Annotated in this window: 10 protein-coding genes and 1 pseudogene; 6 read left to right on the top strand and 5 right to left on the bottom strand. The window is 71.0% G+C overall.

Annotated features, from left to right (window positions below; translation table 11 throughout):
* Position 1 precedes the first annotated feature (1 nt).
* A complete protein-coding gene (locus H1D24_RS08495) occupies positions 2-1,018 on the top strand; it encodes a carbohydrate ABC transporter permease (protein WP_181656797.1) in 1,017 nt (338 codons plus the stop codon).
* Positions 1,015-1,938, top strand: coding sequence for a carbohydrate ABC transporter permease (locus H1D24_RS08490; protein ID WP_181656796.1), 924 nt, complete (start codon positions 1,015-1,017; stop codon positions 1,936-1,938). The genes H1D24_RS08495 and H1D24_RS08490 overlap by 4 nt, the downstream gene beginning before the upstream one ends.
* A gap of 30 nt (positions 1,939-1,968) precedes the next feature.
* Here the strand turns inward: H1D24_RS08490 and H1D24_RS08485 are convergent.
* Positions 1,969-4,199, bottom strand: a pseudogene (locus H1D24_RS08485) (glycoside hydrolase family 3 N-terminal domain-containing protein).
* 310 nt (positions 4,200-4,509) lie between these two features.
* Positions 4,510-5,598, bottom strand: coding sequence for an N-acetylglucosamine kinase (locus tag H1D24_RS08480; protein ID WP_181656795.1), 1,089 nt, complete (start codon positions 5,596-5,598; stop codon positions 4,510-4,512).
* Positions 5,599-5,659: 61 nt separating this feature from the next.
* On the opposite strand from H1D24_RS08480, the gene H1D24_RS08475 reads away from it, so the two are divergent.
* Entirely contained in the window at positions 5,660-7,039 is a 1,380-nt protein-coding gene (locus H1D24_RS08475) for a glycoside hydrolase 5 family protein (protein ID WP_309484253.1), read from the top strand.
* A gap of 55 nt (positions 7,040-7,094) precedes the next feature.
* On the opposite strand, the gene H1D24_RS08470 is transcribed toward H1D24_RS08475, so the two are convergent.
* Entirely contained in the window at positions 7,095-8,594 is a 1,500-nt protein-coding gene (locus H1D24_RS08470) for a glycoside hydrolase family 3 N-terminal domain-containing protein (protein ID WP_181656794.1), read from the bottom strand.
* 184 nt (positions 8,595-8,778) lie between these two features.
* Here H1D24_RS08470 and H1D24_RS08465 point away from each other — a divergent pair, with 184 nt between their 5' ends.
* From H1D24_RS08465 to H1D24_RS08455, 3 genes are read left to right on the top strand one after another with little or no spacing between them, the layout of a single operon-like run.
* The gene (locus H1D24_RS08465; protein WP_181656793.1) at positions 8,779-10,455 is read left to right on the top strand and encodes an NAD(P)/FAD-dependent oxidoreductase; all 1,677 of its coding nucleotides are present in this window, start codon (positions 8,779-8,781) and stop codon (positions 10,453-10,455) included.
* Complete coding sequence (locus H1D24_RS08460) at positions 10,452-11,915, top strand: ATP-binding protein (RefSeq protein WP_181656792.1); 1,464 nt, start codon at positions 10,452-10,454, stop codon at positions 11,913-11,915. Before H1D24_RS08465 ends, H1D24_RS08460 begins: the two co-directional genes overlap by 4 nt.
* Positions 11,912-12,262, top strand: a complete 351-nt coding sequence (locus H1D24_RS08455; RefSeq protein WP_181656791.1) for a UBP-type zinc finger domain-containing protein — start codon at positions 11,912-11,914, stop codon at positions 12,260-12,262. Before H1D24_RS08460 ends, H1D24_RS08455 begins: the two co-directional genes overlap by 4 nt.
* A gap of 184 nt (positions 12,263-12,446) precedes the next feature.
* On the opposite strand, the gene H1D24_RS08450 is transcribed toward H1D24_RS08455, so the two are convergent.
* Together H1D24_RS08450 and H1D24_RS08445 are read right to left on the bottom strand one after the other, a co-directional pair.
* Complete coding sequence (locus H1D24_RS08450; RefSeq protein WP_220136537.1) at positions 12,447-13,397, bottom strand: DUF6397 family protein; 951 nt, start codon at positions 13,395-13,397, stop codon at positions 12,447-12,449.
* A gap of 118 nt (positions 13,398-13,515) precedes the next feature.
* Complete coding sequence (locus tag H1D24_RS08445) at positions 13,516-13,929, bottom strand: roadblock/LC7 domain-containing protein (RefSeq protein ID WP_181656790.1); 414 nt, start codon at positions 13,927-13,929, stop codon at positions 13,516-13,518.
* Between the last annotated feature and the right edge of the window lie 61 nt (positions 13,930-13,990).

Below are 13,990 nucleotides of genomic sequence, written 5' to 3'. Positions count from 1 at the left end.
CGTGGCGACAGAGACTGAGAAGCCGGTGGCCGGGCCGGGTACGGTGAGCAGCGCCGTACCGGTCCCGGCCCTCGGCCGGATACGGCGTCTGGGCCGGGCGCTGCGGCCCGGCCCCGCACCGGACGCCAACGGCGCCGCGCTGTACCGCAGCTGGTGGCTGCCGTGGCTGTGGACACTCCCCGCCCTCGTGTGCGCGGCGGGTTTCGGCGTGTTCCCCTTCCTCAACACCCTCGTGTTGTCGTTCACCGACGCCAAACCGCTCGGCGGCGCCGCGAACTTCGTCGGGCTGTCCAACTACACCCGCATGCTCGGCGACGACGACTTCTGGCTGGCCACCCGTAACAGCCTGCTGTACGCGGTGATCGTGGTGCCGCTGATGGTGCTGCTGCCGCTCCTGCTCGCCGTCCTGGTGGAGAAGAAGCTGCCCGGAATCGGGTTCTTCCGGTCCGCCTTCTACACACCGGTGATCGCCTCCAGCGTGGTCGTCGGGCTGAGCTGGCAGTGGCTGCTCAAGGACGAGGGACTGGTCAACACCTGGCTGGAGAAGGCGCATCTGATCAGAGAGGCCATCCCCTTCCTGTCGGATCCGTGGCTGATCCTGCTGTCCGCGATGGGCCTGACGCTGTGGAAGGGGCTCGGCTGGTACATGATCTTCTACCTCGCCGCGCTGGGAAACGTCTCGCAGGACCTTCACGAGGCTGCCGCCATGGACGGCGCGGGTCCCATACGGCGCTTCTGGCACGTCACCGTGCCGGGCGTGCGGCAGACGATGCTGCTGGTCGGCGTGCTGACCGGCATCGGCTCGCTGCGGGTGTTCACCGAGATCTACATGCTCGGCAGCCCCACCGGCGGCCCCGGCGGCCAGGCCCGCACCCTGCCCTTCTACATCCGCGACGTCGGGCTCGATCCCCTGAGCGGCAACGCCGGGTACGGCGCCGCGGTCAGCGTCGCCCTCTTCGTACTGACCCTGGGCCTCACGCTGCTGGCTCAGCGCCTCACCAGGGGGGATGAGCAATGACCACGAGCACCCCGACCGCCACGGGCACCGCTACGGCCAAAGGCACCCCGGCCGCCCCGCGGCCCGCGCGGCGGCGCTTCCGCTGGAGGGACTACGGACGCCCCCGCGAGCTCGTGGTCCGCTATCTCCTGCTGCTCTTCGTGCTGGCGATCACCGTCGGCCCGCTGCTGTGGCAGTTTCTGACCTCGCTGAAGTCGACGACGGAGGACGTCTTCGGCCCGAACGCCTCCCTCCTGCCCCAGCACCCGACGCTGCGGGCGTACGAGCAGGTCTTCGATCAGGTGCCGGTGGGGACGTACATCTGGAACAGCCTGATCGTGGTGGTGCTGTCGCTCGTCAGCCAGCTGCTGTTCTCGACCATGGCCGGCTACATGCTCTCCAAGCCGGCGTGGCGGGGCGCAAAAGGAGTCTGGCTGTTGCTGATCGCCTCCATGATGTTCCCCTTCGAAGCGATCATGGTGTCCCTCTTCCTGAGCATCCGGGACCTGGGACTCGTCGACAGCCTGGCCGGCGTGTGGCTCCCGGGCTTCGTCGGCGCCATCAACGTCCTCATCATGCGGGCCGCGTTCCTCGCCGTTCCCCGGGAGATCGAGGACTCGGCCATGCTCGACGGGGCCGGGGAATGGCAGCGCTTCCGGTATCTGTATCTGCCGAGCGCCCTGGGTTCGATGTCGGTCGTCGCCATCAACACCTTCATCGCCGCCTGGGACGACTTCCTGTGGCCGCTGATCGTGCTGCGTTCCGAGGAGAGCTTCACCCTCACTCTGGGACTGGCCCGGCTGCAGACCTCGTCGTTCGGCTACGACCAGCGGGTGGTGATGGCCGGGTCGGTGATCTCCCTGATTCCCGTGCTCGTGCTGTTCGTCATCACGCAGCGGTGGTTCTACAAGGGTGTTGCGTCGGGGGCGGTGAAGTTCTGACGGATCACCAAAAGCCGGTCGGCCCGTCGGTCACTCGTCGATCCGCAGAACGACGGGTACGGCGGTCAGGGCGGCCCGGGCCGATTCGGCGACCCGGACCTCCAGGGTGCCGGGCAGCACGCCCGTCTCCAAGTCGGCGCCGACCTGAGCTAGTTGGTCGGCGCCGAGGGGGAAGGTGACCGTGCGCCGCTCGCCCGGCGCCAGGTCGACGCCCTGGAAGGCCCGCAGTTCGAGGGTGCGCGGCCACACGGGGGTCAGCAGGCGGCGGATGTAGAGCTGGGCGACGGTACGGCCGTGGCGTTGCCCCGTGTTGGTGATGTCGACCTCGACGGTGCGCTGAGCCAGGCGCGGCGGGCCGTAGGTGAAACTCGTGTACGACAGCCCGTGCCCGAAGGAGTAGAGCGGCTCGGCGCTCTCGTCGACGTACGCCCCGTACTCGATGTCCTTGTGGTTGTAGTGGACGGGGAGCTGGGCCGCCGAGCGCGGGACGGAGACGGGAAGGCGGCCGGTCGGTTCCGCGCGGCCGAGGAGGATCTGGGCGATCGCCTCGCCGCCCCAGGGGCCCGGGTACCAGGCCGTGAGCAGTGCGGCGGCGCGGTCCGCCGCCTCGGGTACGGCATGCGGGCGGCCCTGGATCAGCACGACCACGGTGGGCGTGCCGGTGGTGGTGACGCCGTCGAGCAGGGCGTGCTGGGCCGCGCCCAGCCGCAGTCCTGCGAGGTCGGCGCCCTCACCGCAGGTCATCTCGGAGACGGCGGTCAGCGCGGCGCCGTTGGCGCCGAATTCCGTACCGGACGTACGGGCGCTGCTGCCGCCCAGCACCAGGACGGCCAGGTCGGAGGCGGCGGCCACGGCGATCGCCTCGGGGATGTCCGAGCGGTCGTCCCCGGTGAGGGCGCAGCCGCGGGCATGGCGGATGTCGGCGTTCTCCGGGGCCAGTCGCCGCAGTCCGTCGAGCACGCTGGAGCCCGTGCCGGGCCCTTGCGGGGCCGTGTAGTCGCCGAGTTGGTGGGCGGTGGTGGCGGCGTGCGGGCCCAGGACAGCGATGCGCGAGACGCCCGGTCGTATGGGCAGGACTCCGCCGTCGTCGTGGAGGAGGGTGACGGCGGCGCGGGCGAGGGCGGTGCTCAGGGCGCGTCCACGGTCCGGGGATGGTGGCTGTGCCGAGCGGTCCGCGCTGTAGGGGCGTTCGAAGAGCCCGAGGCGGAACTTCAGGCTCAGCACGCGGGCCACGGCGGCATCAAGGACGTCCTCGCCGACGAGACCGCGCTCGACCGCCTCCTCCAGGTGAGTGAAGCCCTCGTCCCACAGGCTGAGATCGACGCCCGCGTTCAGCGCGAGCGCGCCGGCGGCGACCTTGTCGCCGGTGATCCGGGCCAGCCGGTCCACGGCGAGCCCGTCGGCCATGACCAGCCCCCGGAAACCCCAGCTCTCCCGCAGCAGCCCATGCAGCAGGGCGCGGTTGCCGCAGCAGGGCATCCCGTCCACCTCGTTGTAGGCGGCCATGACGGCGGCGGCTCCGGCCCGGACTCCGGCACGGGCGGCCGGGAGGTGGATCTCGTGCAGCTCCCGGAGCCCGAGTTCCGACTCGGCGGAGTTGCGACCGCCGACCGTGGCGCCCTGGCCCGCGAAGTGCTTGAGCACGACAGGAGCCTTGTCGTCGGCGAAGAGGCCGTCCTGCGCTTGCCCTGCTTCCCGTACTGCCCCTGCGTCCCCCTGCATACCGCGAACGAGCGCTTCCGTGAGCCGGGCGGCCAGATACGGGTCCTCGCCGAAGCACTCCTCGGTGCGGCCCCAGCGCGGGTCGCGGGCGATGTCCAGCGCGGAGACGAGGGCGACATGGCCGCCGCGGGCGCGCAGTTCGGCGGCGGCGTGCGCGGCGGCCCGCTCGTACAGCTCGGGGTCCCAGGTGGCGCCGACGGCCAGATTGACGGGCAGGACGGTGCCGTCGAGTGCCATGTGCCCGTGTGGCACCTCCTCGACGAACAGCGCCGGGATGCCGAGCCGGCTGCGCTCCATGACATGGCGCTGGACGAGGTCGGCGAGGGCCGCGCCGTCCCCCGAGCCCGGTCCGGTGGAGTGGTCGACGCCCGACCAGGCGTCGGCCCGCATCAGCCCGTAGAGGCGCCGAGTCCGGCGAAGCGCTCGGTCTCGGCGTACAGGGCCTCGGTGAGTTCGAAGCCGCCGTCGGGCGTGCGGCGGTAGGCGTCCCAGCCGTACGTCCGCTGGTTGAGCTGTCCGGCCTTCTCCCGCAGGGTCATCCGGGAGAGCAGGTCGCGGACACGGGCGTCCACCGGGGCGTCGGGGTCCCGGTAGAGGGGGCGGTCGTGGTCTGCGCTGCGGCCGGGGTTCTGCTCTCCGCCACGGTGTATGCCGTCGGGGGTCTGCTGATCGGCCTGGGCGGCCGCGTGTTGCGGAGTCGGCATGCGGCCGGTCCCTTTCGTAGGTGTGGGTGGTTTCGTATTCGTAGGTGTGGGTGGTTTCGTACGCGCGGGTCGTATCGCACGCGCGGGTCGTGTCGCACGCGCGGGTCGTATCGCACGCGCGGGTCGTATCGCACGCGCAGGTCTTTCAGATGCTCAGGCGGGCGAGCGCCACAGCCCCCTGCGAGCCGTCGGCAACCCAGTCCAGGGTCAGGCCGAGGGGGTGCAGACGGGCGGTGAGGGGTGCGGTCAGGGGGCCGTCCGGGCCGAGCAGGCCCCCGGTGGCGACGATCCGCTCGCCCGGACGTGGCTCCAACGCCCCTACAATGAGGGCCAGCTGGTCGGCCGCCTCCTCGAGGATCGCCTCCGCGACGGCGTCCTTGTCCCGAGCGGCCTCGGCCACCAGAGGGGCCAGGCGGGCGAGGTGGACGGGGGGCTGGGCCATGACGGCGGGGAGCAGGTGCATGCGGTAGGCCTCGCGCTGCCCGCGGGGCCACTCGGGGGCAGCGCCTTCAGCGTCGTACGGCAGGACGTCGGCGGACAGTACGTCGGCGGACAGTACGTCGTCCGGGAGCACGTCGCCCGGCAGGCCCAGCGCCCGCCCGACGGCGACGGCCAGCGCCGTCGGCCCGCCGCGCCCGTCCGCCATGCGCAGGGCCGCCCGGACCGCGGCGCGTCCGATCCAGAAGCCGCTGCCGTCGTCGCCGAGCAGCCAGCCGTCGCCGCCCGCGGTCGTCGTACACACGCGTCCGGTGATGCGGGCCGCGACCGCGCCGGTGCCGGCCACCAGCGCGAGCCCGTCGGTGGGGTGGCCGGGCGCGGAGGCGAACGCCGCCTCGATGTCGCTGCAGATCTCCACCGACGCCGCGGGAATGCCGAGCCGTCGCAGCGCGGCGGAGAGGGCGGAGTGCGCCCGTAGCCGACCCGGCTCGTCCGCGGCGGTCCGGGAGGCGCCGGCGAATCCGCCCGTCACCGCCACCACTCGGCCGCGCAGCCGTTCCGGCACGGCTTGGGCGACGGCCTCGGCGAGGTGGTCGGCGAGCTGGGGCACAGGAACGGTCAGGGCGTTGCCCGGTCCCGCAGTGCCCTCGCCCCGCGGACTGCCGTCGCGCGCGGACGCCAGGACGGCGCGCGTGCGGGTGCCGCCGACGTCCAGGCCGACAACGAGGTCCCCGTCGTCGACGTCCTCGACATCGAAGTCCCCGACGTCGCGATCCTGGTTCAATTCACTGTTCATCAGCGACCATGGTGGTTGATACATTCGCCGGAGACAAGGCCCGACCGGTCACGGCGGTCGCGTGCCGCCGCGCCACCGGCGCGCCGTCGCGCACGCAGCTGCGTCCTGGCGGCGAGGTCGCGCAGGCTCCAAGGAGGACCCCATCAGCACTCCGCACGCGTCCACCGCGTCCACGGCATCCACGGCATCCACTGCGTCCACTACTTCCACTACGGTTCCGCCCTCGCCGCCACTCCGCTTCGGCGTCAACTACACACCGCGCCGCGGCTGGTTCCACTCCTGGCACGACTTCGATCCTGCGCACGCCCGTGAGGACCTGGCCCAGATAGCCGCACTCGGCCTCGACCACGTCCGGGTCTTCCACCTCTGGCCGCTCCTCCAACCCAACCGCACCCTCATCCGCACCACCGCAGTCGACCAGCTGGTGCACCTGGTCGACCTGGCGGCCGAGGCCGGTCTCGACGTCCTCGTGGACGGCGTACAGGGCCACCTGTCCAGCTTCGACTTCTACCCGGAGTGGACCCGCAGCTGGCACCACCGCAACGTGTTCACCGACCCCGAGGCGATCGAGGCCCAGGCGGATCTGCTGCGGGCGCTCGGCCGCGCTCTCGACGGCCGCCCCAACCTCATCGGACTCCAGCTGGGCAACGAGCTCAACAACCTGGTCGAGCACAACCCGGTGACGGCGGGGGAAGTGGACCACTACCTCGACACGCTGCTCGCCGCCGCCCGGGAGGGCCTCGGCGGAGACCACCTGGTCACGCACTCCGCATTCGACGCCGCCTGGTACGGCGACGACCACCCGTTCACTCCCGAGGCCTCGGCCCGCAAGGGCGACCTGACCACCGTCCACCCGTGGGTGTTCTCGGGCGACTGCGCCCGCCGTTACGGCCCCCGCTCCCCGCAGGTGCTGCATCTCGCCGAGTACGGCGTGGAGCTCGCCAAAGCGTACGCCCGCGACCCGGCACGTGCGGTCTGGGTCCAGGAGACCGGAGCGCCCGAGCCGCACATACCCGCGGCCGACGCCCCGGAGTTCGCCCGCGCAACCCTGCTGAACGCGGCCGGGTGCGCGGGGCTGTGGGGCGTGACCTGGTGGTGCTCCCACGACGTGGACCGCTCCCTGGCCGACTACCCCGAACTCGAGTACACCCTGGGCCTCTTCGACTCCACCGGCCGCGCCAAGCCGATCGCGGACGCCCTCGCCGACACCGTCGCGGAACTGCGCGCCAAGCCGCGCTCGACGCCTCCCCGGAGCACCGCTCTGGTGCTGGAGTGCACGCCGGCCACGCGGTCCGTGTCCGGACCGGGAGGCGGCTTCTTCGAGGCCTGGATGCGGCTGCGTACGGAGGGCATACACCCGGCGGTCGTACTGGCTGAACGGGCCGAGGACACCGCCTACCTGACGGCACGAGGTGTCGCGGACGTCGTACGAATGTCCTGACGGCGCGTATGGCCGCGCGTATGGCCGCGCGTGTGGCGGGGTGCCGGCGCGGGGTTCATGATCCGGCCAGCACCTCCGCCACGGCGCGCAGGTTCACGCGGCCGCGGCCGTACGAGCAGAGGGCGTCCCCCTCCTCCGGCATCCCGGTGGACACGCGTACCGCGTCCGGCCGTCCGGCCAGCAGGGCGTCCCGCACCGCGGCCTGCCAAGGGTGCAGCCCGGCGTCGTACGTGGCCACGACCAGGGGCACGCCCGCGGCGCGGCGCAGGACGGCGGCGACGAGCGCCGCGGGGTCGGCCGGCTGCCCGCTGACCGCCGTACCCGTGGCCGTGGGGTCGACGGCACCCAGCTCGGTCAGCAGATCCTCGCCGCCCCAGTTGAGCGCGGGGTGCGGCGGCGGGAACAGATCGACGACATGGGCACCCCTCGCGGGCGCCGGCACGAGGCGGCTCCGCACGGCCCGGCGCGCCGCCTCCAGTCCGGCTCCACCGTCCCACCCGTGGACGGCGACCGCTGGAGCCGCGTACCGCTCGGCCAGCCGCCGCACCCGCCCCGCGGCCTCGCGTACCCGCTCCTCCAGCAACTCGCCGCTGCCCAGTGCATCGAGAACCGCGTTCCGGCAGGCGAGCGTGATCTGAAGATCCGGCACGGCGACGATGACCTGGTCGGCGCCCGCGGCCAGCGCGAGCCGCGCGCCCGCCGCCTCGCCATAGCGGTCGGCGATCGCCCTCATCTCCAGGGCGTCGCTGACCAGGACGCCGTCGAAACCGAGTTCGTCACGGAGCAGGCCGCTCAGAATGCGGGGGCTCAGGGTGGCGGGGCGGTCGGGGTCCAGCGCCGGGAAGACGACGTGGGCGCTCATCAGCATGGGCACGCCCGCCGCGACAGCTGCCCGGAAAGGGGCGAGGTCGAGTTCGTCGTACGGCCGTGGGTCGACGGCCGTCTCATGGTGGCTGTCGGTGGTGGTGCCGCCGTGGCCCGGGAAGTGCTTGGCGCAGGAGGCGATGCCGCGCGCCTCGGTGGCGGCGATCCAGGCACGCAGATGGCGGGAGACCAGCTCGGGTTCGGCGCCGAAGGAGCGGGTACGCACGATCGGGTTGTCCGGATGATGCTGGAGGTCGGCGACAGGGGCGTAGGAGGCGGTGATGCCGAGCGAGGCCAGGTGGCCGGCCAGAGCATCGGCGCAGCGGGCGGTGAGCCAGGGGTCGTCGGCGACGCCGAGCGCGCAGGAGCCGGGGACGTCGGGCGCGCCCGCGCTCACCAGGTGGCCGATACCGCCGCCCTCGTTGTCTATGCCCACCAGCAGATCGGGGCGGACCGCCCGCAGCGCGTCGGTGAGTCGGCGAACCTGTTCCGCGTCGCGCACGTTGCGCGTGAACAGGATGACCCCGCCCAGCCCGCGGTCGACGAGCCGCTTCAGGGTGTCGGGGACGGTCGTGGTGCCCTCGAAGCCCGCGACCAGGCAGCGGTGGGCGGCCTCGTCCAGGTCGGCGGGAAGAGCAGGGTCGGCGGGTGAGTGGACGGAGTGGGTCACCCCGGAGATGCTCTGGCTCATTCATCCGAAAGTCAAGGGGCAAGATGGATCACTGATTCACCACACCGATGCGCGCACACCGGGGTACGCCACGGTTCACGGCGAAGCGGGGCGATCGAACATAGGATGGGCATCACTCGTACGGGTGCACACGGGCGCCGCGGCTGTCAGGCCGCGACGACGATCAGCTCCGAGTGGGAGACGTATGGCACAGGCCGCCGACGCAAGCCGGACCATCATCCTGACCGTGGACGACGACCCTGGCGTGTCGCGTTCCGTGGCCCGCGACCTGCGACGACGCTACGGCGAGTCGTACCGTGTCGTGCGCGCCGAGTCGGGGCAGTCCGCGCTCGACGCCCTGCGTGAGCTGAAGCTGCGCGGCGACCTGGTGGCCGTGATCCTGGCCGACTACCGCATGCCGCAGATGAACGGCATCGAGTTCCTGGAGCAGGCCCTCGACGTGTACCCGGGAGCCCGTCGCGTGCTCCTTACCGCCTACGCGGACACCAACGCGGCCATCGACGCAATCAACGTCGTCGATCTCGATCACTACCTCCTCAAGCCCTGGGATCCGCCCGAGGAGAAGCTCTACCCCGTCCTGGACGATCTGCTGGAGAGCTGGCGGCACACGGACCACCGGGCGGTGCCCATCACCAAGGTCGTCGGCCACCGCTGGTCGGCGCGCTCGTCGGAGGTACGGGAGTTCCTGGCCCGCAACCAGGTGCCGTACCGCTGGTACTCGTCCGACGAGCCGGAAGGCCGACGGCTGCTCTCCGCCGCCGGCGCGGACGGTCTGCGGCTCCCGCTCGTGATCACTCCGGACGGCACTCCGCTCACCGAGCCCGGGGACCAGGACCTCGCCGCCCAGGTCGGCCTGGCGACGACGCCGGCGGCCGACCTCTACGACCTCGTCATCATCGGCGGCGGGCCCGCCGGGCTGGGAGCCGCCGTGTACGGGGCGTCGGAGGGCCTGCGCACCGTCCTCGTGGAGCGCTCGGCGACCGGCGGCCAGGCAGGCCAGAGCTCCCGGATCGAGAACTACCTCGGCTTCCCGGACGGAGTGTCCGGGGCACAGCTCACGGACCGGGCTCGGCGCCAGGCGGCAAAGTTCGGTGCGGAGATACTGACCGCACGCGAGGTCACCGCACTGGAGGTCAACGGGGCGTCACGCACCGTACGGTTCTCGGACGGCTCCGCGATCGCCGCGCACTCCGTGATCCTCGCGACGGGTGTGTCGTACCGGCAGCTGGACGCGCCCGGCGTGGCCGAGCTGACCGGTTGCGGGGTGTTCTACGGCTCGTCACTGACCGAGGCCCCCGCATGCCAGGGCCATGACGTGTACATCGTCGGCGGCGCGAACTCCGCCGGACAGGCCGCCATGTACCTGGCCCGCGGCGCCAAGTCGGTCACCATCCTGGTGCGCGGCTCTTCCCTGGCCGCTTCGATGTCGCACTACCTCGTACAGCAGGTCATGGACGCACCCACGATCTCGGTGCGCACCACCACGGTCGTCGAGGCAGCCCACGGCTCGGACCACCTGGAGCAGCTGACCCTGCGCAACACGACGACCGGGCACACCGAACTCGTCGACGCCCAGTGGCTGTTCGTGTTCATCGGCGCGGCCCCACTGACCGACTGGCTGGACGGCACGGTACTCAGGGACTCCCGAGGGTTCATTCTGACCGGCCCCGATCTGACCGCCGAAGGGCATCCGCCGGCGGACTGGGAGCTGGACCGGCCGCCGTACCACCTGGAGACGAATGTGCCCGGCGTGTTCGTGGCAGGGGACGCGCGCGCCGAATCCGCCAAGCGCGTCGCCTCCGCCGTCGGAGAGGGAGCCATGGCCGTCATGCTGGTACACCGGTATCTGGAGCAGTCGTGAACGGGCAGCCGCTGCCTTGCAGCCAGGAGGAGCTCGGCTCCCTGTTCCTGTTCGAGAAACTGGCCCCGGACCAGCTCGCGCGGCTGTGCCGGGAAGGCCGCGTGGAACGGTTCGAGCCCGGGCCCGTGTACACAGAGGGCGACCCGGCGACCTGCTTCTACGTACTGCTCCAGGGCACGGTCGTCCTCTCGCGCCGCGTCAGGTCCTACGACGTGGAGACCGGCCGGACGTCCACCCGCGGCGTCTACTCCGGGGCCTTCCAGGCATACCTCGGCGACCGGGTGCCGCAGGTTTACAACAGCTCCATGCGCGTCACCGAGCCCTCGAGGTTCTTCGTGCTGCCCGCGGACACGTTCGCCGCCGTCATGCGCGAGTGGTTCCCCATGGCCGTACACCTGCTGGAAGGGCTCTTCTTCGGCACCAAGAACTCCCAGGAGGCCATCGGACAGCGAGAACGGCTCCTTGCTCTCGGCTCGCTCTCCGCCGGCCTGACCCATGAGCTGAACAATCCTGCCGCCGCGGCGGTGCGGGCCACGTCGGCGCTGCGGGAGCGGGTCGCCCACATGCGCCACAAGCTCCGCGCCATCGCCAGCGGCCCGTATCAGCGAGCCAGCCTGGAAACGCTCATCGAGGTTCAGGAACGCACCGCCGAGCGGGTCGCCAAGACCAACACCCTCAGCCCGCTCGAGGCCTCGGACCGGGAGGACGCCATCTCCGACTGGCTGGACGACCACGGCATCGCGGGCGGATGGGGCCTCGCCCCGACGTTCGTCCAGGGCGGCCTCGACACCGACTGGCTGGACCAGGTCGCGGCAACCGTGGACGAGGGCACCCTCGAAGGCGCCGTGCGGTGGCTGAACTACACCGTCGAGACCGAGCTGCTCATGAACGAGATCGAGGACTCGACCACTCGCGTCTCCAGTCTCGTCAACGCGGCCAAGCAGTACTCCCAGCTCGACCGGGCGCCCTACCAGGTCGCCAACGTTCATGAACTGCTCGACAGCACCCTGCTGATGCTCTCCGGCAAGATCGGCCCCCACATCACCGTCGTCAAGGACTACGACTGCAACCTCCCCAAGATCCCGGCCTACCCCGGCGAGCTCAACCAGGTGTGGACAAACCTGATCGACAACGCGGTCTCCGCAATGCACAGCACGGACACCGACGCCCAAGGAACACTGACTGTCCGCACCGCACTCGACGGCGACCACGTCCTAGTGGAATTCGGGGACACCGGACCCGGCGTGCCCGAGGAGATCCGCGACCGCATCTTCGACCCGTTCTTCACCACCAAGCCGGTGGGCGAGGGCACCGGACTCGGCCTGGACATCTCCTGGCGCATCGTCGTCAACAAACACAACGGAGACCTCCGGTTCGAGTCCGTCCCCGGCGACACCCGTTTCCAGGTACGCCTGCCCCTGACCACCGAGGGCCCCGACGCCCCACAGGAGCCGTCATGAGCACCCCATACGGAATCGACCCCTACGCCCCGCCGAGCGGCACCGGATGCGCCGAGTGCGAGGACTCCGGTGGATGGTGGTTCCATCTGCGGCGATGCGCGCAGTGCGGCCACATCGGCTGCTGCGACTCCTCGCCGGCGAAGCATGCGACCGCCCATTTCCGGGCCACCGGACACCCGATGATTCGCAGCTTCGAACCGGGCGAAGGCTGGTTCTGGAACTACGAGACCTCCGAAATGTACGAATCAGGTCCGGAGTTGGCTCCGCCCGAATGCCACCCTGCCGATCAGCCCGCACCCGGCCCTGAGGGACGCGTACCGGCGAACTGGGCCGACAGTCTGGACTAGTGCCCCAACAGGCAACGTTCTCCCCGTCGCGACGCCCGGCACTCAGCACTGGCCGCCACGCCCCGCCGACGGACCTGGCGCCGACGTGGATCAAGGCCTATAAGGGATCTGGATCTATGAGGACGGTCACGGATCACGCCCTATGAGCACACTCGCGATCAGTACCCCTGAGGACGGCATCGCATCAGGAGTCGTCGGCGCGTTTGCGGCGCATCCACCTGAGCAGGCCTCTCGACTGCTTGGCATCAGGCAGATCGGCCAGCGCTTCGCAGGCCGGGCTCGCCCGCTGCTCCGGCGCTCGTGGAACAGGGATGCCTCCCCCTGACGCCGGCCGCGGCGCGGGCCGGTCCTCCCGGGCTTCGGCCAGGGCCAGTGAAAGGTTCGCACGCACCCACAGGATCTCGTCCGGGTCGTCCGCCGTCATGATCCGCTCGGTCAGCTGCGCCGCCGGGGAATCGGGCGCGCCATGACCTGGCACTTGGGGCCGCAGACGGTTGAGGTAGGAGCGTTCATAGGGATCCGGGACGATCTCGGCAACCTGGACCGGGTCGAGCAGCGAGGCCACGACCGCGGCACGCTCCCATGTGTCCTCCGTCCGGCGCAGGAGCAATCCGGTGTAGCGGCCTCGCCAGTTGCGGGCGCGCACGTCGACGCCCTCCGCGAGCTGTTCCCGCAGAGCGGTGGACACACGGCCTCCGAGCAACGGGGCGTTGGCCTCTTCCCCTGCGAACTGCTGCAACTCCTGGGCGAGATACAGCCAGACCACCGCCCGATAGCGGTTCAGATAGAACCTCACCGGCACCAGCAGCCCGAGGCGGGCCAGCTTGGTGAACCTGGCCGAGCTGATACCCATCAGCTCAGCCCCCTCGGTCGTGCCCACGACCCTGATCTGCTGCCGGAGTGAGTCGGGAAACCCTTCGGCGGTGCGGACGCGCTGGAGCTCCTCCACGGTGACGCGGCGGCGCCCGCCGGCCTCGTCCGGCACGGTGCGGATACGCCCCAGCAGTACTGCCAGGTCGAACTCGCTCCTCTTCAAGCCGAGTTCGCGGGCCGCGCGACTCTGCGCAACCGGCGGCCGGTCACTGTGCGCAGGGCCCTGAGCGCCCGCGGCCGTCGTCAGCGTGTTGCCTGTCATGTCGGTTCTCCCCCGTGAGACGCGTTCTGGTGACTGCTTCCGGGGAAAACCGTAGCCCGGCGCCCGCACTCTCCGCCGAGCCTGTGGATAACTCTGACGGCAAGCACGTATGCCCAAGTCAGAGACCGTTTTCAGGGGAGCCTTCCGGGCGCCGTGCGTCCACGCCGAGGTGCTCTCCGACGCGGCTCACGAGCAGCGTCATCTCGTAGGCGACCTGGCCGATGTCGGCCTCAGCGGATGTCAGCACGCACAGGCAGCTGCCGTCACCGGCCGCCGTGACGAAGAGCACCGCCTCATCGAACTCGATCATCGTCTGGCGCACGCCTCCCGCCCCGAAGTGGCGGCCCGACCCCTTGGCCAGACTGTGCAACCCCGATGAGACAGCCGCCAGATGCTCGGCGTCCTCCCGCCGCAGGCCGGTGCTCGAACCCGTGACGAGCCCGTCGTTGGAGAGCACCAGCGCATGGTGTACCGAGTCGACCCGGTTGGTCAGGTCGTCGAGCAGCCAGGCGAGTTCCCCGTTCCGCGCCATGATCCGTCTCCCCGTTCCCGATGCGGTCGCCTCCGGTCCGGAGGATCCGAGTCGCCAGCCT

Origin of the sequence: Streptomyces himalayensis subsp. himalayensis, from assembly GCF_013778455.1 — a bacterium.
Classification (GTDB): domain Bacteria; phylum Actinomycetota; class Actinomycetes; order Streptomycetales; family Streptomycetaceae; genus Streptomyces; species Streptomyces himalayensis.
The sequence above is the reverse complement of the archived record's forward strand: the minus strand, read 5'-3'. Positions and strand labels throughout refer to the sequence as shown.